General features: G+C 71.6%; 21 protein-coding genes. 11 read left to right on the top strand and 10 right to left on the bottom strand.

From position 1 onward, the window contains the following. Position 1: 1 nt before the first annotated feature. The gene (locus BCL76_RS23085) at positions 2–976 is read right to left on the bottom strand and encodes a DUF4097 family beta strand repeat-containing protein (RefSeq protein WP_109781318.1); all 975 of its coding nucleotides are present in this window, start codon (positions 974–976) and stop codon (positions 2–4) included. Between the two features lie 154 nt (positions 977–1,130). Here BCL76_RS23085 and BCL76_RS23080 point away from each other — a divergent pair, with 154 nt between their 5' ends. Next, the gene (locus tag BCL76_RS23080; protein WP_181382682.1) at positions 1,131–1,961 is read left to right on the top strand and encodes a hypothetical protein; all 831 of its coding nucleotides are present in this window, start codon (positions 1,131–1,133) and stop codon (positions 1,959–1,961) included. A 107-nt stretch (positions 1,962–2,068) separates the two neighbouring features. Here the strand turns inward: BCL76_RS23080 and BCL76_RS23075 are convergent, their stop codons facing one another. Beyond that, complete coding sequence (locus BCL76_RS23075) at positions 2,069–3,004, bottom strand: LysR family transcriptional regulator (protein WP_030711543.1); 936 nt, start codon at positions 3,002–3,004, stop codon at positions 2,069–2,071. Positions 3,005–3,213: 209 nt separating this feature from the next. Here BCL76_RS23075 and snpA point away from each other — a divergent pair, with 209 nt between their 5' ends. After that, the gene (gene snpA / locus BCL76_RS23070) at positions 3,214–3,882 is read left to right on the top strand and encodes a snapalysin (RefSeq protein ID WP_181382673.1); all 669 of its coding nucleotides are present in this window, start codon (positions 3,214–3,216) and stop codon (positions 3,880–3,882) included. A 1-nt stretch (position 3,883) separates the two neighbouring features. Here the strand turns inward: snpA and BCL76_RS23065 are convergent, their stop codons facing one another. The 5 genes from BCL76_RS23065 to BCL76_RS23045 all read right to left on the bottom strand — a co-directional run bounded on the left by BCL76_RS23065 (position 3,884) and on the right by BCL76_RS23045 (position 7,994). Then, entirely contained in the window at positions 3,884–4,087 is a 204-nt protein-coding gene (locus tag BCL76_RS23065; protein WP_109781316.1) for a hypothetical protein, read from the bottom strand. Positions 4,088–4,124: 37 nt separating this feature from the next. Next, positions 4,125–4,712, bottom strand: coding sequence for a dihydrofolate reductase family protein (locus BCL76_RS23060; protein ID WP_109781315.1), 588 nt, complete (start codon positions 4,710–4,712; stop codon positions 4,125–4,127). A 111-nt stretch (positions 4,713–4,823) separates the two neighbouring features. Next, positions 4,824–5,417 carry a GNAT family N-acetyltransferase gene (locus tag BCL76_RS23055; protein ID WP_109781314.1) on the bottom strand — a complete coding sequence of 198 codons (594 nt, stop codon included), beginning with the start codon at positions 5,415–5,417 and terminating at the stop codon, positions 4,824–4,826. Between the two features lie 121 nt (positions 5,418–5,538). Continuing rightward, on the bottom strand, positions 5,539–6,591 hold the full coding sequence (locus BCL76_RS23050; RefSeq protein ID WP_375137957.1) for a family 2 encapsulin nanocompartment cargo protein polyprenyl transferase: 1,053 nt from the start codon (positions 6,589–6,591) through the stop codon (positions 5,539–5,541). Next, positions 6,588–7,994 (bottom strand): family 2B encapsulin nanocompartment shell protein, encoded by a 1,407-nt coding sequence (locus tag BCL76_RS23045; RefSeq protein WP_109781313.1) that lies wholly within the window; start codon positions 7,992–7,994, stop codon positions 6,588–6,590. Before BCL76_RS23045 ends, BCL76_RS23050 begins: the two co-directional genes overlap by 4 nt. 264 nt (positions 7,995–8,258) lie before the next feature. On the opposite strand from BCL76_RS23045, the gene BCL76_RS23040 reads away from it, so the two are divergent. The 3 genes from BCL76_RS23040 to BCL76_RS23030 all read left to right on the top strand — a co-directional run bounded on the left by BCL76_RS23040 (position 8,259) and on the right by BCL76_RS23030 (position 10,802). Then, positions 8,259–8,723 (top strand): RrF2 family transcriptional regulator, encoded by a 465-nt coding sequence (locus BCL76_RS23040; RefSeq protein WP_109781312.1) that lies wholly within the window; start codon positions 8,259–8,261, stop codon positions 8,721–8,723. Positions 8,724–8,881: 158 nt separating this feature from the next. Then, positions 8,882–10,078 carry a globin domain-containing protein gene (locus tag BCL76_RS23035; protein WP_109781311.1) on the top strand — a complete coding sequence of 399 codons (1,197 nt, stop codon included), beginning with the start codon at positions 8,882–8,884 and terminating at the stop codon, positions 10,076–10,078. A 133-nt stretch (positions 10,079–10,211) separates the two neighbouring features. Beyond that, on the top strand, positions 10,212–10,802 hold the full coding sequence (locus tag BCL76_RS23030; RefSeq protein WP_109781310.1) for an N-acetylmuramoyl-L-alanine amidase: 591 nt from the start codon (positions 10,212–10,214) through the stop codon (positions 10,800–10,802). Between the two features lie 64 nt (positions 10,803–10,866). Here BCL76_RS23030 and BCL76_RS23025 read toward each other — a convergent pair whose 3' ends face one another. After that, on the bottom strand, positions 10,867–11,064 hold the full coding sequence (locus BCL76_RS23025; protein WP_109781309.1) for a superinfection immunity protein: 198 nt from the start codon (positions 11,062–11,064) through the stop codon (positions 10,867–10,869). 197 nt (positions 11,065–11,261) lie between these two features. On the opposite strand from BCL76_RS23025, the gene BCL76_RS23020 reads away from it, so the two are divergent. Then, positions 11,262–12,170: a 1-aminocyclopropane-1-carboxylate deaminase/D-cysteine desulfhydrase gene (locus tag BCL76_RS23020; RefSeq protein WP_109781308.1), complete on the top strand. Its 909-nt coding sequence runs from the start codon at positions 11,262–11,264 to the stop codon at positions 12,168–12,170. Between the two features lie 13 nt (positions 12,171–12,183). Here BCL76_RS23020 and BCL76_RS23015 read toward each other — a convergent pair whose 3' ends face one another. Continuing rightward, positions 12,184–13,764 carry a Na+/H+ antiporter gene (locus BCL76_RS23015; RefSeq protein ID WP_109781307.1) on the bottom strand — a complete coding sequence of 527 codons (1,581 nt, stop codon included), beginning with the start codon at positions 13,762–13,764 and terminating at the stop codon, positions 12,184–12,186. 212 nt (positions 13,765–13,976) lie between these two features. On the opposite strand from BCL76_RS23015, the gene BCL76_RS23010 reads away from it, so the two are divergent. The 3 genes from BCL76_RS23010 to BCL76_RS23000 all read left to right on the top strand — a co-directional run bounded on the left by BCL76_RS23010 (position 13,977) and on the right by BCL76_RS23000 (position 15,899). Next, positions 13,977–14,237, top strand: a complete 261-nt coding sequence (locus BCL76_RS23010; protein ID WP_030764468.1) for a UBP-type zinc finger domain-containing protein — start codon at positions 13,977–13,979, stop codon at positions 14,235–14,237. Between the two features lie 205 nt (positions 14,238–14,442). Next, on the top strand, positions 14,443–14,856 hold the full coding sequence (locus tag BCL76_RS23005) for an anti-sigma regulatory factor (RefSeq protein WP_030012703.1): 414 nt from the start codon (positions 14,443–14,445) through the stop codon (positions 14,854–14,856). Continuing rightward, positions 14,853–15,899: an RNA polymerase sigma factor SigF gene (locus BCL76_RS23000; RefSeq protein ID WP_109781306.1), complete on the top strand. Its 1,047-nt coding sequence runs from the start codon at positions 14,853–14,855 to the stop codon at positions 15,897–15,899. Before BCL76_RS23005 ends, BCL76_RS23000 begins: the two co-directional genes overlap by 4 nt. 28 nt (positions 15,900–15,927) lie before the next feature. Here the strand turns inward: BCL76_RS23000 and BCL76_RS22995 are convergent, their stop codons facing one another. After that, complete coding sequence (locus BCL76_RS22995; RefSeq protein ID WP_109781305.1) at positions 15,928–16,380, bottom strand: hypothetical protein; 453 nt, start codon at positions 16,378–16,380, stop codon at positions 15,928–15,930. Positions 16,381–16,464: 84 nt separating this feature from the next. Here BCL76_RS22995 and BCL76_RS22990 point away from each other — a divergent pair, with 84 nt between their 5' ends. Together BCL76_RS22990 and BCL76_RS22985 are read left to right on the top strand one after the other, a co-directional pair. Then, positions 16,465–17,430 (top strand): diacylglycerol/lipid kinase family protein, encoded by a 966-nt coding sequence (locus tag BCL76_RS22990; RefSeq protein ID WP_030764478.1) that lies wholly within the window; start codon positions 16,465–16,467, stop codon positions 17,428–17,430. A gap of 324 nt (positions 17,431–17,754) precedes the next feature. Beyond that, positions 17,755–18,012: a WhiB family transcriptional regulator gene (locus BCL76_RS22985; protein ID WP_003953983.1), complete on the top strand. Its 258-nt coding sequence runs from the start codon at positions 17,755–17,757 to the stop codon at positions 18,010–18,012. Positions 18,013–18,115: the final 103 nt, after the last annotated feature.

Here is an 18,115-nt window from a genome sequence, read left to right as displayed (position 1 = left end):
GTCAGAGCACCTTCTTGTCGAGCGTGAGGGGGGCGGCGGGGTGCTCGGCGTCGGCCTGCGGGCGGCGCAGCAGCGCGATCGAGCCGGAGACCGTGGTCGCCCGCAGGGTGCCCGCGCCGGAGCCGAGGGTGCCGGTGATCCGCTTGGCCCCCATCTGCCCGGAGACCCGCAGGTCCTCGAAGGCGTTGGAGACGCGGCCGGTGGCGGTGTTGGCCTCGACCCGGGCGTCGGCGGGGTGCGGGAGGCGGATCGCGACCTGCCCGGAGACGGAGTTGAGGAAGATGTCCACCGGCTCGGGGGCGGCGGGGTCCGCGGCGAGGTCGATGAGCATGTCACCGCTGACCGAGTCGGCCCGTACGTTGCCGCCCGAGCCGTCGACCACTGTCAGGCCGCCGGAGACGGAGTGGAAGCCGAACTCGCCGGAGACGGATTGCGCTTCGACGCTGCCGGACACGGTGTGCGCCTTGACCCGGCCGGACAGCCCGACCAGCGTGGCGTCGCCGGAGACCCCGTTGACGTCCGTGCCGCCGGAGATGCCGGAGACGAAGACGGCGGCGCCGACGGCCGCCACGTGCACCTGGGTGGCGGCGGGCACGGTGAGGGTGATCGCGACGCTGCGCTCCCAGGCCTTACGGCCGGAGGCGGACCCGGACCAGGCCTTCCAGGGCTTGGTCTCGAACCACTGCTTGAGGCCCTGGGAGCCGTTCCAGGGCAGGTCCTCGTAGGAGACGGTCAGCGTGCCGCCGTCCTGCACGACGTACAGCGGCGGTCCGTCCACCTCGGTCACCTCCAGGCGGGCGGGCCCTTCCTCGGCGGCGACCACATTCACCGTGCCGCTCACGAGGCGGACGCGGAGCTCGGTCACCGGCTCCCCGAAGGTGAGCTTCTGCGGTTCGGCGAAGTGCCACGTCGTCGGTGACGGCGACGCGGCCTGCGCCTGCGCCTGCGACGACGACTCGGGCGACTGCTCTGCCATGGTGCTGATCCTCCTCGTGCGTTCACGGACGGGGCCAGACGCACGCAACATATCGCGTCTTCTGCTAACACGATATATCGCGGTTGAGTGAAGTCAAGCTCCCTTTCAAAACCCCACGTTTAGGGGTGTTTTGCACTATTGTGTGGGCATGTCAATATCCAGGGCCGCGACCGGCGGAATGCTGCTCTGCCGCGCCGAACCCCGTGCCGTCCGGCCCCCGGCACACCTGTTGCGCGTACGCCTGCTGCTCGCCCCCGCGGGCGGGTGGAGCGTGCTCGTCCCCGAGGACAAGCCCTGGCGGGACGGCCCGGAGACCGTGACGGAGGTCCTCGCCGGCTGGGGCTCGGCGATCGCGACGGGCGCCCCCTGGCCGGTGCTGAGCCTGTGGTGGGAGGCCGGCCGGACCGGGTTCACCCTGGCCGGCGGGTTCCGGCGGACCGTCGCCTACGCGTGGGACGCGGCCGGGCACCCGGTCGGCGAGCCCGACGCCGTGCGGGCCCTGTCGGCGCGGCTCGGCCTGGACCCCGTGCTCGACCTGGCGGACCTGGAACGCCTCACCCGCGCCGACGCCGATCCCGCCGTGGACGGGGAGGCCCGGCTGCTCGCGCTGGTCGCCCTGCTCACGCGCGCCGGACTGACCCTGCCGCCCGGCCTCGCCCCGGGCGAATCGGCCGACCGGCTCCGGGCCGCGGCCCGAGTGGCTCCCGACGTGGAACCGCTGGAGTGGTCGGGTTGGCGCGACGCGGTACGGGCCGAACTCGACGCGGCGGACCGGGGCCCGCTGGGCCCCTGGGTCCGCGGCCCGCGGGCCCGGCTGATGGGCACGGCCCAAGTGGCGGCGGGAGCTCCCCTGCTGGTTTGGGCGGCCCACCGTCGCAGCCCCGGCTGGGCGACGGCGGGCGCGGTCCTGCTGGCGCAGGGGACGGCGGCCCTCGCGTACGACCGGACCCGGGCGGCCGGCGGGCCGTGGGCGGCGTCCCCTTGATCCGGTCGACGACCGCCCGGGGTCGACTTCCGGTGACCCTGGTCATGTCCAGGTCGGTCGGGCAGGAAGGCGCGGCCTGAAAGGCGCCGTTCGGGACCGCGGCAGGGCTATGCCACCTCCAGCAGCGGACTCGCGTGGTGGTGCAGCCAGGCCCGGTACGGGGGCGTCCGCAGGGCGGCCTCGCGATAGGCGGCGCGCAGGTCCTCGTAGACCTCCGCGTGCGCGCCCGGTCGGGTGGCCAGCAGCAGCCGTACGGCGAGCGGGTCCCCGCAGAGCGGCCGGATCGCCATGTCCTCGCGCGGCCCGGAGGTCGGCTGGCAGGGGGCGACCGCCTCGCCGGAGATGATCAGCGAGGCCGCCGTGTGGTAGTCGGCGTGCAGCACCGGCGGGTCGAGTCCGGCCCCGGCGAAGACCCGGCGCAGGCCGTCCCACTCGCCGTCGACCGAGGGGTCGACCATCCAGCGGTCGGCGGCCAGGTCCCGTAAGGAGACCACCGCCTGCCCGGCGGCCGGATGGTCCCGGGACATCGATACGAACTGCGGTTCCCGTTCCATGAGGACGCGTACCTGCAGGCCCGGCGGCACCCGCAGCGGGCTGCCCTCCACCTCGTGCACGAACGCGACGTCCAGCTGTCCCGCCGCGACCATCCGCAGCAGCGCGTTGGCGGAGACGTCCACCACCAGCGAGGTCTCGGTGTCCGGAAGCCGCCGGTGGATCCGTCGCAGCCAGCCCGGCAGCGCGCTGCTGGCGGTCGAGCCGATGCGCAGCCGCGAGGCGTGGGCCAGTTCGCGGGCCTCCGCGACGAGCGCGGCCATCTCGGCGAGCAGCGGGCGGGCCCGGCCCAGCACGGTCCGGCCGAAGGGGGTGGGGCGACAGCCGGTCCGCTCGCGCAGGAACAGCTCGCCGTCGAGGGCCCGTTCGATGCGACGCAACTGGGTCGTCAGGGAGGGCTGGCTCACGCCGAGTTGCCGGGCGGCCTTGTGCAGGCTTCCGGCGTCGGCGATGGCGCACAGTGCGCGCAAATGCCTGACCTCAAGCTCCATGACCCGAGGGTAGGCCGGTCCCGGTGGACCGCACCAGCCACCTATAGCCCCCCGAATCCCGCCATTCTCATGTTAGTTGGGCTGCCGAAATCTTGCCGATAGGCCCGGGTTATCGAGGAGTGACATCATCCGCCGGGCACTCGTGCTCCCGCAGACTCCGGTTCGAAAGACCACCCCCCACCGCACCGGACGAGTAGGAGCTCCCCCACATGCGCCACTCCCGTAAGGCCATGCTGGCCACGACCGTCGGCCTCGGCCTCGCCGCCGCCCTTGGTGTCGCCCCCACCGCCACCGCCGCGCCCGCCCCCGTCGGGAACGCCGTGAGCTACGCCGCGTACGAGCGTTCCCCGGAGAACGAGGCCGCCAACGCCGCCTTCTTCGAGGCCGTGCAGCGCTCGGTCGCCGAACAGCGCGCCGCCAACCCCGGCGTCCTGGCCGTGACCGTCACGTACAACACCCGCAGCGCCCCGAGCTTCCGCAGCCAGATAGCCCGCTCCACGCAGATCTGGAACAGCTCGGTGTCCAACGTCAAGCTGCAGGAGGTGTCCTCGGGCGGGAACTTCTCGTACCGCGAGGGCAACGACTCACGCGGCTCGTACGCGAGCACGGACGGGCACGGCCGGGGTTACATCTTCCTGGACTACCGGCAGAACCAGCAGTACAACTCCACCCGGGTGACGGCGCACGAGACCGGCCACGTGCTGGGTCTGCCGGACCACTACTCGGGCCCGTGCAGCGAGCTGATGTCGGGTGGCGGCCCGGGCACGTCGTGCACGAACGCCAACCCGAACTCCGCCGAGCGGTCGCGCGTCAACCAGCTCTGGGCCAACGGCTTCGCCTCGGGCCTGGGCGCGAAGGACCTCGCCACCAAGGGCTGAGTCACCGCTCCCCGGGGTCCGTGTAGTCGTGGCAGTCGGGGTTCCGGCAGGGACCCCGACCCCACACCGGAATGAAGATCCCGAGGGACTTGCGCCGCCTGACCACTGTGTCGACGCGGCGCCCGCACGCCGGGCACGTCTGCTGTTCGTGCCCGGCCTGCGGGGCCACCGTCTCGTGCGTGTGGTGCTGCTGTTCACCGGCCATACCTCCACGGTAGGCCGGTTCCGTGCGTTGCGGCGGGTCAGCTCCGGCGGACGGCGTACGTGCTGATGATCTGGCCGCCGCCGAAGGTCTTGACCCCGGTGAGCTCCAGCGGGCGCACTCCGAAGCCCGCGTGGGACATCGGCATGCCGGTGCCCGCGAAGACCGGGTAGGTCTTGACGATGATCTCGTCGATCTCGTCGATCAGCTGGGTGGCGAGGTCGGCTCCGCCGCAGAGCCAGATACCGAGACCGTCCCGGGCCTTCATCTCGCGGACCTGGGCCACGAGGTCCCCGCCGATCAGCTGGACCTGCGGGTCCGGCGACGTGGCGAGGGAGTGCGAGACCACGTACTGCTCGGGCAGGTGGCCGTAGGGGTTGACCACGCCCTCCTTCAGGCCCGCCTCGTAGGTGGTGCGCCCCATGATCACCGCGTCGAAACGCCTGGGCGCCTCGTCGGCGATCCCCAGGGGGACGCGCCCCTGCGCCGCGACGGTCTCGTGATATTCGGCGGCCAGGTGACCGACGAACTCGGCGTCGAGCGCGCTGAAGAAGAAATCGGCGTCGCCGTTCGGGGCTCCGATGAACCCGTCGACGGACGTGGCGACGAAGTACGTGAGCTTGCGCAAGCGATTCTCTTTCACCAGGGAGTGCCATCGCATCGAGGCACGTCGCATAAAGTACTTCGCTTGCAGTGGTTACGCAAGGGCCATGGTCCGACGGGGGTGGGCCGCGGCCCCTCAGCCGCGCGGCTTGCGCCACATCGGCCACATCAGCGGCCCGTCCGGAAGCCGCACCGGCTCCCCCGTGAGCTCCCAGCCGAGCCGCTCGTACAGCCCCTTGCTGCGCTCGCTGCTCGCCTCCAGGTACGCGGGCACGCCCTCGCGGTCGCAGCGCTCCAGCACCGGCGCGATCAGCTCGCCGCCCAGCCCCTGCCCCTGCCGGCCCGGGGCCACCGCGATCATCAGCAGGTACTCGTGCTCCTCGGCCGTCGGGTGCACCGCGCCCGTGAGGCGTCCGACCAGCTCGCACCGCTCGTTGTCCGGGTCGGCCACGGCCCGCATGCGCGCCGGAACCTCGTCCTCACCCTCGGGCTCGCCCGCCGGGATCCGCAGCCACAGCGCGGCCGCCGAACCGTCGACGGCGTAGTCGATCCGGCCCTCCTCCAGCGCCACGTCCACGAAGACGCCCAGGAACTTCCCGTGCACCGCGGCCCGGTGCTCCGGGTCCGGGAAGACCCAGCTGCTCACCGGGTCGGTGCGGAAGGCCTCGTCGAGCAGCCGCGCCACCGCGTCCCGGTCCGACCGATCCGCCTGACGTATCTCCAGTGCCACTGGCCACACCCTTCACTCGCGTATCAACAACCGCGAGTGATCCTAGAGTTGGCGCAGACATGCGGTAAGGCCCGTTCCGGCACCGTGCGGTACCGGAACGGGCCTCGCCCCCCCCTCGGGCTCACCTCGTACGGCGCGTCACGAACTCCGCGAGTGCCAGCAGACCGCCCGCCGCCCCGAGGTCCGGTACGGCCCGGGACAGCTGCTGGACCGCCCGCCCCATCCGGTCCGCGGCCTGCGCCTGCGCCCAGTCGCGCCCGCCGGCCCGGTCCACCGCGTCGGCCGCCCGGCGTACGTCGTCCCCGGTCATGGGGCCGGCGTACAGCTCGGCCAGCTCCTTCCCCGCCGTGGTGCCCGAGGTGAGGGCGGCCACGACCGGGAGCGACTTCTTGCGGGCGATCAGGTCGGCCCCGGCGGGCTTGCCGGTGTGCCCCGGGTCCCCCCAGATGCCGATCAGGTCGTCGATCAGCTGGAAGGCCAGCCCGGCCTCCCGCCCGAAGGCGTCCATGGCGTCGACCTCGTCCGGGCCGGCCCCCGCGTACAGGGCGCCCAGCGCGCAGGCGCAGCCCAGTAGCGCCCCGGTCTTGGCCGTGGCCATGGCCGTGCACTCGTCGAGCGAGACCTGCGGGCGCTGCTCGAAGGCGCAGTCCGCCTGCTGGCCCGCGCACAGCTCGATGACGCAGGCCGCGAGCCGGGCCGAGGCGGCCGCCGCGGCCGGATGCGGATCCTCCGCGAGCAGCCGCAGCGCGAGCGCCATCATCGCGTCGCCCGTGATGAGGGCGTCCGGTGTCCCGAAGACGGTCCAGGCCGTGGATCTGCCACGGCGCCGGACGTCCTTGTCGATGATGTCGTCGTGCAGCAGGGTGAAGTTGTGCGCCAGCTCCACGGCGGCCGCCGCCCGGACGGCCTCCTCGACCGGGCCGGCCCCGGGGCCGCGCAGGGCCTGGGCGGCGGCCAGCACCAGGGCGGGCCGGATGGCCTTCCCGGCTCCGCCCGTGGCGGGGCTGCCGTCCTCGTGCTCCCAGCCGAAGTGGTACATCGCCACGCGCCGCATCTGACCCGGCAGGCTCTCGACCGTGCGCCGCAACTGCGGGTCGACCGCTTCTCTCGTCCGTTCCAGCAGGGCCGCGGCGTCCTGGCCCTCACCGGTCGCGATGGTGTTCACGGCGGTCAGCGCCAGCGGCCGATCTCGACGTTCTCCAGCACGCCGAGCGCGTCCGGAACCAGCACCGCGGCCGAGAAGTAGGCGGTGACCAGGTAGGAGATGATCGCCTGCTCGCTGATGCCCATGAACCGGACCGACAGGCTCGGCTCGATCTCGTCCGGGATGCCCGGCTGGTGCAGGCCGATCACGCCCTGCTCGTCCTCTCCGGTGCGCATGCACAGGATGGACGTGGTGCGGGCGTCGCTGATCGGGATCTTGTTGCTCGGGAAGATCGGGACCCCGCGCCAGGCCGGCACCCGGTTGCCGCCGATGTCCACCGACTCCGGGTAGATCCCGCGCTTGTTGCACTCGCGGCCGAAGGCGGCGATCGCCTTGGGATGCGCCAGGAACAGCTTGGAGCCGCGCCGCATGCTGAGCAGCTGGTCCATGTCGTCGGGGCTGGGCGCGCCGTCGTGCGGCTGGATGCGCTGGTCGTAGTCGGCGTTGTGGAGCAGGCCGAAGTCGCGGTTGTTGAGCATCTCGTGCTCCTGGCGCTCGCGCAGCGCCTCGACCGTGAGCCGCAACTGCTGCTCGGTCTGGTTCATCGGGTGGTTGTAGAGGTCGGCGACACGGCTGTGCACCCGCAGGACCGTTTGCGCGATGGAGAGTTCGTACTCGCGCGGCCGGGCCTCGTAGTCCACGAAGGTGCCGGGGAGGACGGCCTCGCCCTGGTGGCCGGCGGAGAGCTCGATCGCGGCCTCGCCGTACCTGTTGGTGTCCCGATCGGGTCGGGTCCGTACGTCCTCCACGTGCTCGCGCAGCGACTCGACGCGGTCGGCGAGGAGCTGGAAGTCCTGGCGGGACAGGGTGAGCACGGTGCCGGAGGTGGCGGCGCGGGCGGTGTACTCCCAAATCGATTCTTCATCGACGAGGGAGTCGTCGCCGAAGTACGCGCCGTCGGCGACGGTCGCCAGGACGGCGTCCTCCCCGTAGGGGCCGGGGCCGATCTGGTCGATGCGGCCGTGGGCGAGCAGGAAGACCTGGTCGGCGGGGCTGCCGAAGGAGGTCAGCTCCTGGCCGGGTTCGAAGTCGATCTGGCGGCACCGCTGGGCGAGTTCGCCGAGGACGTCGAGGTCCTCGTAGTCGCGCAGCAGCGGGAGCTCGCCCAGTTCGGCCGGGATCACCTGGACCTGGGTACCGGTCTTGATGAACTCCACGACGCCGTTGCCGACCGAGTAGCTCAGCCTGCGGTTGACGCGGTACGTGCCGCCCTGCACCGACACCCACGGCAGCATCTTCAGCAGCCACCGCGAGGTGATCTCCTGCATCTGCGGCGCGGACTTGGTGGTGGTTGCCAAGTTCCGTGCGGCCGTCGTCCCAAGACTGCGCTGCGGTGTCTGGGCCTCGGACTCGGAACCTGCCTGGACCGACATGTCTTTCCCTTTCGATCACTCCATGGATCTGCGAAGGCAGCCTTTCACTACGGAAAGTGGTGGGACCATTACACAAAAGGATGGGACTACTCCGTGTGGGTGCGGGGCACTCTTTGGGGTCACCCACCTCCCTCATGGGCCACCCCGACCCCACGCACCCCACCGATTTCGGCCATGCGTGCGCCATCCGAGGCCCTCGGGGTCCGGGGTCGGGCCCGTGGACTCTAACTTGCATCAGATATGCAAGTTTCCTACGGTGTCCCCATGCGGCTGACCCGATTCACCGACCTGGCGCTGCGCGTCCTGATGCGCCTGGCCGTCGAGGAGACGGACCTCCCGACCACCCGTGACGTGGCGGCGACCATGGAGGTCCCCTACACGCACACCGCCAAGGTGGTCGCCAGGCTGCAGCATCTCGGCCTGGTCGAGGCCCGGCGCGGCCGTGGCGGCGGGCTCGCCCTGACCGCCGCCGGGCGCGCCGCGCCGGTCGGCGCGGTGGTGCGCGAGCTGGAGGGCGAGGGCGACGTCGTGGAGTGCGAGGGGACCACCCCCTGCCCGCTGCGCGGCGCCTGCGTCCTGCGCGGCGCGCTGCGCCGGGCCCAGGAGGCCTTCTTCGCCGCGCTGGACCCGCTCACGGTGAACGACCTGGTGGCGTCCCCCACGGGACCGCTCCTGCTGGGCATTTCGAGCAGGGCGCCCGCCGGACCCGGCGGGCCCGGGGGCCCCTGACCCGTCCGGTCGGACGACCGGCCACCGCCGCCCGTCGGCCTCGACAGGGGTCGAAGGAGTCCGAACAGAAGTCCGCCTTCCGGCGGTCTGCTGCGATCAAAAATACGCATCTTAGATGCAAATTCACACAGTCACGTCCATCACCCGAGGAGTTCTGCATGCTGTCCGAGAAGTCGAGCGCGACCGTACGAGCCACCCTGCCCGCCGTCGGAGCGGCGATCGGCGCCATAGCCGAGCTCTTCTACACCAAGCTCTTCGCGGCGCACCCGGCCCTGATCCGTGACCTGTTCAACCGGGGCAACCAGCACTCCGGCCTCCAGCAGCAGGCCCTCGCGGGCTCCGTCGCCGCCTTCGCGACCCACCTCCTCGCCCACCCGGACACCCGCCCCGACGTGATGCTCGGCCGCATCGCCCACAAGCACGCCAGCCTCGGCGTCACCCGCGAGCAGTACGCGGTCGTCCACGAGCACCTCTTCGCGGCGATCGCCGAGGTCCTGGGCGAGGCCGTCACCCCCGAGGTCGCCGAGGCCTGGGACGAGGTCTACTGGCTGATGGCGAACGCCCTGATCGCCCTGGAGGAACGGCTCTACGCCGAGCAGCGGGTGGTCGCCGGCGACGTGTGGCGCGAATGGACCGTCACCGGCCGGACCGAGGAGACGGCGGACTGCGCCACCTTCCGGATCGCCCCCGCGGACGGCGCCCCGGCGCCCACCCACCGGCCCGGCCAGTACGTCTCGGTCCAGGTCGAGCTCCCGGACGGCGCCCGCCAGATCCGCCAGTACAGCCTCATCACCTCCCCCGGCTCCGCGGTGCGCGCGATCACCGTCAAGCGGGTCCACGGGGCGGCCGCCGCGGGCCCCGACGGCGAGGTCTCCAACCACCTGCACGCCCGGATCACCACCGGCGACACCCTGCGGGTCTCGGCCCCCTACGGCGACCTGGTCCTGGCGGACCCGGCCGCCCCGGTCCTGCTCGCCTCGGCCGGGATCGGCTGCACCCCGATGCTCTCGATGCTGGAGCACCTGGCCGACACCGGGCACCCCGCGTCGGTGACCGTGCTGCACGCCGACCGCTCCCCCGCCGACCACCCCCTGCGGGGCGACCACCGGGCACTGACCCACAAGCTGGCCGACGCCTCGGCCCGGTTCTGGTACGAGGAGGCGGCGGAGCCGGGCGACGGCGAAGGCCGCATGGACCTGTCGGCCGTCCCCCTCGCCCCGGGCACCAAGGCCTACCTGTGCGGACCGCTGCCCTTCATGCGGGCCGTGCGCGCGCAGCTGATCACCAAGGGACTGCCGGCAGCCGACATCCACTACGAGGTCTTCGGCCCGGACCTGTGGCTCGCGTCGGCCTGATCCCTGGTCGTTGGCTGGATCGGCTCGCTCACCGTACGAATGCACTAGCCGCGGAAGGGCCGCCTCCACTAAACCGGAGGGTGACGACACGGGTACACAGGGTGCCCGTCGCGCCCGCACGAAGGAGGCGGCCATGGCCGCACCCATGTCCGCGGACCGTTTCATCAACGCACTGCGCAACGAAGGACTGACCGTCGTCGAGGTCGGCGCCTGGCGCACCCACAACCGCAACCACAAGGGGCCCTGGGGGCCCGTGCACGGGGTGATGATCCACCACACCGTCACCCGCGGCACCTCGTACACCGTCGAGCTGTGCCGGGACGGGTACAGCTCCCTGCCCGGCCCGCTCTGCCACGGCGTGATCGCCAAGGACGGGCGGGTCCACCTCGTGGGCTACGGCCGCGCCAACCACGCGGGCGCGGGTGACTCCGACGTCCTGGCGGCGGTGATCGCCGAGAAGCGGCTGCCCTTGGACAACGAGACGGACACCGACGGCAACCGGTACTTCTACGGCTTCGAGTGCGAGAACCTCGGCGACGGCGTGGACCCCTGGCCGGCGGTCCAGCTCGACGCCATCGCCCGCGTCTCGGCGGCCATCTGCCGGTACCACCGCTGGACGGAGCGCTCGGTGATCGGCCATCGCGAGTGGCAGCCGGGCAAGGTCGACCCCAGGGGCTTCACGATGGACGCCATGCGCGCCCGCATCGGCGAGCGCCTGAAGTAGCCGGCCCCCACCGCCCTTCCCGGGCCGTCGCCCCCGGCACCACGCCGGGGACGACGGAGCAGCGCTACCTGCTGCGCGCGGCCATGGCGAGCGCGATCACCCATCCCACGACGGACCAGCCCAGGAACAGGTTGACCACCAGCACGGAGCCCTTGTTGGGCACCCCTCGCCCGAAGGCGACGGCGGTGGGAATGAAATAGGCCAGGACGACGACCAACAGCCCCACCACGCCGAACGGAATCGCATCACTACCGGTACTCATGAATTCCCCCCATGCTCAACGGATTTGACGATCCATCATCACCGACGGCCCACTGCGCGTGAAGAACATCTCAGGCCCCGCACCCCGCCCCGGCCGAGCCCGCCGAAGCCCTCGCGCGACCGGCCGAGGTACGGCGCGGGTCGGTGGGCCGCCGGGGTCCTGGCGGCTAAGGCACCGCACGGATACACAATGGACGGGTGAACCGCCCCGCGAACCTTGACGACCTCCTGCAGCCGCGCCCACCGTCCCCGGTGCGGGAGATCCGCGACGACAGGTTCGACCGGCACGGCGTACGGCTGCTGCTGAAGCGGGACGACCTCGTCCATCCGGAGCTGCCCGGCAACAAGTGGCGCAAGCTCGCGCCCAATCTCCGGGCCGCCCTGGCGGGTGGTCACGAGCAGCTGGTCACCTTCGGCGGGGCCTACTCGAACCACCTACGGGCCACGGCGGCCGCCGGGCGGCTGCTCGGGCTGGCGACGGTCGGCGTCGTGCGGGGTGACGAGCTCGCCGGACGGCCCCTGAACGACTCCCTCGCCCGGTGCGCCGCCAACGGGATGCGGCTGCACTTCGTGTCCAGGTCGGAGTACCGCCGCAAGGCCGAGCCGCGGGAGCTGGCCCGCCTGGTGGACGCGGCCGGCGCGCAGGGCGCGTACGTCGTCCCCGAGGGCGGCAGCAACGCCCTGGCCCTGGGCGGCTGCGCCGAGCTCGGCCGGGAACTGCGCGGCACCGCCGACGTGGTGGCGGTGGCCTGCGGTACCGGTGGGACGCTGGCGGGCCTCGCGGCCGGGCTGGCCCCCGGGCAGCGGGCGCTCGGGGTCCCGGTCCTGGCGGGCGGTTTCCTGGCCGCGGAGATACGTTCCCTCCAGGCGGCCGCCTTCGGGGGGCCGGCCGGCGACTGGACCCTGGCCGAGGACTTCCACCACGGCGGCTACGGCCGGGTCCCGGTCGAGTTGGAGGCCTTCGCCGCCGACTTCGGGTCCCGCCACGGCCTCCCGGTGGAGCGGATCTACGTGGCCAAGCTGCTCTGGGCACTGACCGAGCTCACCGCGTCGGGCGCGTTCCCGCGCGGCACGACCCTCGCCGCCGTCGTCACCGGCCGCCCGTGACCGCGCTCCCCGCTCAGCCCTCCTCGCGGTAGGCCGCGGCCTCCTCCAAGTCGAGCCGGCGCAGCAGGGCCCGCAGCATCTCGTCGTCGATCCGCCGCTGGTCCCGCAGGGTCACGAAGACCTCCCGTTCGGCCGCGATCATCTCCCGGGCGAGCCGCCGGTAGATGTCGTCCGCCGACTCCCCCGTCTCCGGGTTGACCTCGCCCAGCCGCTCCCACACCGCGTTGCGCCGGCGCTCCATGACCGTCCGCAGCCGGTCCGCCAGGGGCGGCGGCAGCGTGCTGTTCTCCGGCTCCTCCAGCAGCTCGACCAGCCGTTCCTCGGCGGCCCGCGAGGCCTCGCTCTGTGCCTGCGCCTCCGCCAGGGTCTCGGCCTGCACGTCCTTCGGCGGCAGCTGCAGCGCCCGGATCAGCGGCGGCAGCGTCAGCCCCTGCACCACCAGCGTCCCGATGACGGTGGTGAAGGTCAGGAAGAGGATCAGGTTCCGGTGCGGCACCGACATCGGCACGGAGAAGGCGATGGCCAGCGAGACCACGCCGCGCATCCCGGCCCACCCCACGATCACCGGGGCCTTCCAGTCGGTCTCCGGCTCCCGGTCGCGGATCCGCGGCGAGATCCAGCGGGGCACGAAGGTCGCCGGGAAGACCCACAGGAACCGGGCCACCACCACCGCGAGGAACACGGCGATCGCGTACCAGGCCGCGTGCAGGCCGTTGTACTCGCCGAGCCCCTTGAGGACCACCGGCAGCTGGAGCCCGATCAGCGCGAAGACCACCGACTCCAGCACGAAGGCGACCACCTTCCACACCGCCTCCTCCTGGAGCCGGGTGGCGAAGTCGACCTGCCAGTTCCGGTGCCCGAGGTAGAGGGCGACCACGACCACCGCGAGCACCCCGGAGGCGTGCACCCGCTCGGCGGCCGCGTACGCCACGAAGGGGATCAGCAGCGAGAGGGTGTTCTGGAGCAGCGGCTCCTTCAGCCGGGTGCGCAGCTGGTGGATCGGCACCATCAGCAGCAGGCCCACGCCGACGCCGCCCACCGAGGCCAGCAGGAACTCCGCGATCCCGCCCGCCCAGCCGGCGCTCACCCCGACGGCCGCGGCCAGCGCCACCTTGTACGCGGTGATCGCGGTCGCGTCGTTGACCAGGGACTCCCCCTGCAGGATGGTCGTGATCCGGTTCGGCAGCCTGAGCTTGCGGGCGATCGCGGTGGCGGCGACCGCGTCCGGCGGGGCGATCACCGCGCCCAGCACCAACGCCACCGGCACGGAGAGCCCCGGCACCAGCGCGTACGCGGCGTACCCGACGACGAGCGTCGCGAAGAGCACGTAGCCCACCGAGAGCATGGCGATGGGGCGGGCGTTCGCCCGCAGGTCCAGGTACGAGCTGTCCACGGCGGCCGTGTAGAGCAGCGGCGGGAGCAGCAACGGCAGCACGATGTGCGGGTCGAGGGCGTACGCGGGCACCCCCGGCACGTACCCGGCCAGCAGACCGGCGGCGACCAGCAGCAGGGGCGCCGGCACCGGGGTCCGGCGCGCCAGCCCGGCGACCGCCGCACTGCCGGCGATCAGCGCCACCAGCGGCAATACCTCCATCGAAGATCCACCTCAATCGTCGGCCGCTCGCCCCGAACGCGCGGGCTTGGCCGAGGAGATCCCCAGGACTCGCACGGCGGGAACGTATTCTGTACGAGATCAAGCTCCGGTCAAAGCGTGACGCAACGACGCTCCGCCGCATCGCGGCTCCGTCTCCTGCGCGCGGTTCGCCCCGAGGTTGAAGGTCGGGGTTCCGGTACAAGGAGAATGCGATGAGCGAGTGCACCCACGTTGCCGAACTGCCGCGTCCCGAACCGGTGCCCTCGCACCACACCTGCCCCGAATGCCTGGCCCTCGGCAGCCACCCCGTGCAGCTGCGGATGTGCCTGGGGTGCGGGCATGTGGCCTGCTGTGATTCCTCGCCCCACCGGCACGCCACCGCGCATCACGAGGAGACCGGCCATCCGGTGATGCGCAGCTTCGAACCGGGTGAGACCTGGCGCTGGTGTTTTGTCGACGGTTCGATCGTCTGAACCGGGGTAGTTCAACCCTCCGCCGGTTCCCCTGATTTGGGCCCCGCAGACCCCTAGCCACTGTGCGTACCCATGGGCTTACCATCAGTCACTGGCTCGCAGGCGGGGTGCTCGAAGCGGGCACCAAGAGGGGTGCCGCGACACGATCGCCCGGATCGCGATAGCGTCACCGGCGAACAGAGCTCGTACCACCTTGGAGGTGAGGGTGTCCCAGATCGCAGGCGAGCCCGGGACTCAGGACTTCGTGGAAGTCCGGCTGCCCGCTGCGGGTGCCTACCTGTCGGTGCTGCGGACGGCCACGGCCGGTCTCGCGGCACGTTTGGACTTCACCCTCGACGAGATCGAGGACCTCCGCATCGCGGTGGACGAGGCCTGCGCGATCCTGCTCCAGCAGGCCGTGCCGGGCTCCGTCCTCAGTTGCGTGTTCCGGCTGATCGACGATTCGCTGGAGGTGACCGTCTCGGCGCCGACCACCGACGGGCGGGCACCGGAGCGTGACACGTTCGCGTGGACGGTCCTGTCGGCGCTGGCCGGCAAGGTCGAGGCCACGGTCGAGGAGAACCGGACGGTGAGCATCAGCCTCTACAAACAGCGCGGCGCGGGACCAGGCCCGGCGTGAGCGGCGGGGAGATCCCGGTGCGGGGCGGGGATCGGCCCCGGGTACGGCACGAGGTCGACGGCGGCATCCCGGAGCAGCAGCACGCCCGGCCGCACCCGGCTGACGCGGATGCGGAAGACGGCTTTTTGGACTCGGCGGAGCGACGGGCGGGCCCTATGAGCGAGAACCAGCAGGAACAACCACAACCAGACGGACCGACCGGGACGGGAGCCGAGGCCGAGGCCACGGCCCCCGTGGTGCCGCCGGCGCCGGCACCGGTGTTCGCCGCGACCGCGGCGCTGCCGGATCCGCGCGACCGCAGCGGAGCACGGGCCCTGTTCATCGAACTGCGGGCGCTGCCCGACGGTTCGACGGAGAAGGCCGAGCTGCGCAACCGGCTGGTACGGATGCACCTGCCACTGGTGGAACACCTGGCGCGGCGCTTCCGCAACCGCGGTGAGCCACTCGACGACCTGACCCAGGTCGCGACGATCGGCCTCATCAAGTCGGTGGACCGGTTCGATCCGGACCGCGGGGTCGAGTTCTCCACGTACGCCACGCCCACGGTGGTCGGCGAGATCAAGCGCCACTTCCGTGACAAGGGCTGGGCGGTGCGGGTGCCGCGCCGTCTGCAGGAGCTGCGGCTCTCGCTGACCACGGCGACCGCCGAACTGTCCCAGCAGCACGGCCGCTCCCCGACGGTGCACGAACTGGCCGAACGGCTGGGGATCTCCGAGGAGGAGGTGCTGGAGGGGCTGGAATCGGCCAATGCCTACAGCACGCTCTCCCTGGACGTCCCGGACACCGACGACGAGTCGCCGGCGGTCGCGGACACCCTGGGCTCGGAGGACGAGGCCCTGGAGGGCGTCGAGTACCGCGAGTCCCTCAAGCCGCTGCTGGAGGGGCTGCCGCCCAGGGAGAAGCGGATCCTGCTGCTCCGCTTCTTCGGCAACATGACCCAGTCGCAGATCGCCCAGGAGGTCGGCATCTCCCAGATGCACGTCTCCCGGCTGCTGGCCCGCACCCTGGCCCAGCTCCGCGAGAAGCTCCTCGTCGAGGAGTAGGCGAGCGCGAGAAGAACCGGACGGCCGGTTATCGGGCCTGTTCCCCGGGCCCGATACCCAGCGCCTCGGCCGCCGTCGGATTCACCAGGAGCGCCCCGACGGCCACCGCGGCCACGGCCAGCGCCACGGCGGCGGCGATCATCGCACCGCCGGTGTTGTACAGGGTCCAGGCCACCGGCAGCGCCATCAGCTGGGTGATCAGGGCCGGGCCGCGGCTCCAGCGGCGCCCCAGGCGCAGCCCACGGGCAGCGACCAACGGCAGCGCGGCGAGCGCGAGCAGGGTGATCCCACCCGTCTCGGCCTGCTGCGGGGAGTCGGGGTCACCGGCGATCCCCACGAAGAGCATGTAGAGCCCGAGGCCGGCCAGAGCCAGGCCCTCCAGGGCGGTGAGCGCGGCGGCCGCGGTCAGCCGGCCGGGCAGCGCGGCGGTCGGGACGTCGGCGGCGGGGGCGGGGGCATTCGCGGGCTGCTTCTTACTCACTCCAGCAGGGTAGCCGCGCGCACCGGACCCCGGAGGGGACGGGCAGTAGGGTCGGCATGTGAAGGGGTGGGTAGTCTGGCGCTCATGCGTGCACTTCTCGTGGCCAACCCAGCAGCGACCACCACCAGTGCGCGCACGCGCGACGTCCTGACCCACGCCCTGGCCAGCGAGATGAAGCTGGAGGCGGTCACCACCGAGTACCGCGGGCACGCCCGGGACCTGGGGCGCAAGGCCGCTCACGAGGGGCTCGACCTCGTCGTCGCCCTCGGCGGTGACGGCACGGTCAACGAAGTGGTCAACGGACTCCTGCACAACGGTCCCGATCCGGATCGGCTGCCGCGGCTGGCGGTGGTCCCCGGCGGCTCCACCAATGTGTTCGCGCGCGCCCTGGGACTGCCCAACGACGCGGTCGAGGCGACCGGCGCCCTGCTGGACGCGCTGCGGGAGCAGCGCGAGCGGACGGTGGGTCTGGGTCTGGCGGCCGGCACCCCGGGTACGGAGGACGAGTCGGTCCCGGCCCGCTGGTTCACCTTCTGCGCGGGCTTCGGCTTCGACGCGGGTGTGGTGGGCCGGGTGGAGCAGCAGCGCGAACGCGGCAAGCGTTCGACGCACGCCCTGTACGTGCGACAGCTGATGCGCCAGTTCTGGGAGGAGCCGAACCGGCATCACGGGACGGTCACGCTGGAGCGCCCCGGCGCGGACCCGGTGACCGATCTGGTGCTGTCCATAGTGTGCAATACGTCACCGTGGACGTATCTGGGGAATCGTCCCCTTTACGCCTCTCCCGAAGCCTCGTTCGATACTGCGCTTGACGTATTGGCACTGAACCGTTTGTCAACTCCGGCGGTCGCGCGGTACGCGACACAGCTCCTGACCTCCACTCCTGAGCGAGGTCCGCACGGCAAGCATGCGGTGTCTCTGCACGATCTGACCGACTTCACCTTGCATTCGAAGGTTCCGCTTCCCTTCCAGATGGACGGCGATCACCTCGGACTGCGGACCAGCGTTCGGTTCACAGGCGTACGCCGGGCACTGCGTGTGATTGTGTGAGTAGAAGGGCCCTGAGGCCTTTCACTCGAACGTTTACACGCCGGTCCACCCTCACGATGTAGGGCTGTGACCTAGTAGACACCGACGAATCAAAAAAAACTTTCCGGAAGGGGTTGTATCCCCGTCCGAGGTTTGCGAATCTCTTCATGGCGATCGGGACAGCCCGCAACACCCGGCACCCACACAGACCGCCAGAACCCCTCCACGAATCTCTGATTGATCACCCGCGTGAAACCGGGCGGTCGCGCTTCCCTCACGGGGGGATTCGTGAAAGCGTTCACATTCACAAGCAACCTGTTCGCAATACAAGGAGATGGAGCAGCCATGGACTGGCGTCACAACGCCGTTTGTCGTGAGGAAGACCCGGAACTCTTCTTCCCCATCGGCAACACCGGTCCTGCGCTGCTGCAGATCGAGGAAGCCAAGGCCGTCTGCCGCCGCTGCCCCGTCATGGAGCAGTGCCTGCAGTGGGCGCTCGAGTCCGGTCAGGACTCCGGCGTCTGGGGCGGTCTCAGCGAGGACGAGCGCCGCGCCATGAAGCGCCGCGCCGCTCGCAACCGGGCGCGCAACGCCAGCGCCTGACAAACGACTTTCGAGCCTCGACGCGCAGCGCGTAGTACCGAACAAGCGCTCAGCACCGTGCTCTTGGGCCCCGGACCGAATCATTCGGTCCGGGGCTCAGTGC

This window comes from Streptomyces sp. CG 926 (assembly GCF_003148825.1).
Lineage (GTDB): Bacteria > Actinomycetota > Actinomycetes > Streptomycetales > Streptomycetaceae > Streptomyces.
Note: the sequence above shows the minus strand (reverse complement) of the source record. Positions and strands in the feature narration are given on the sequence as shown.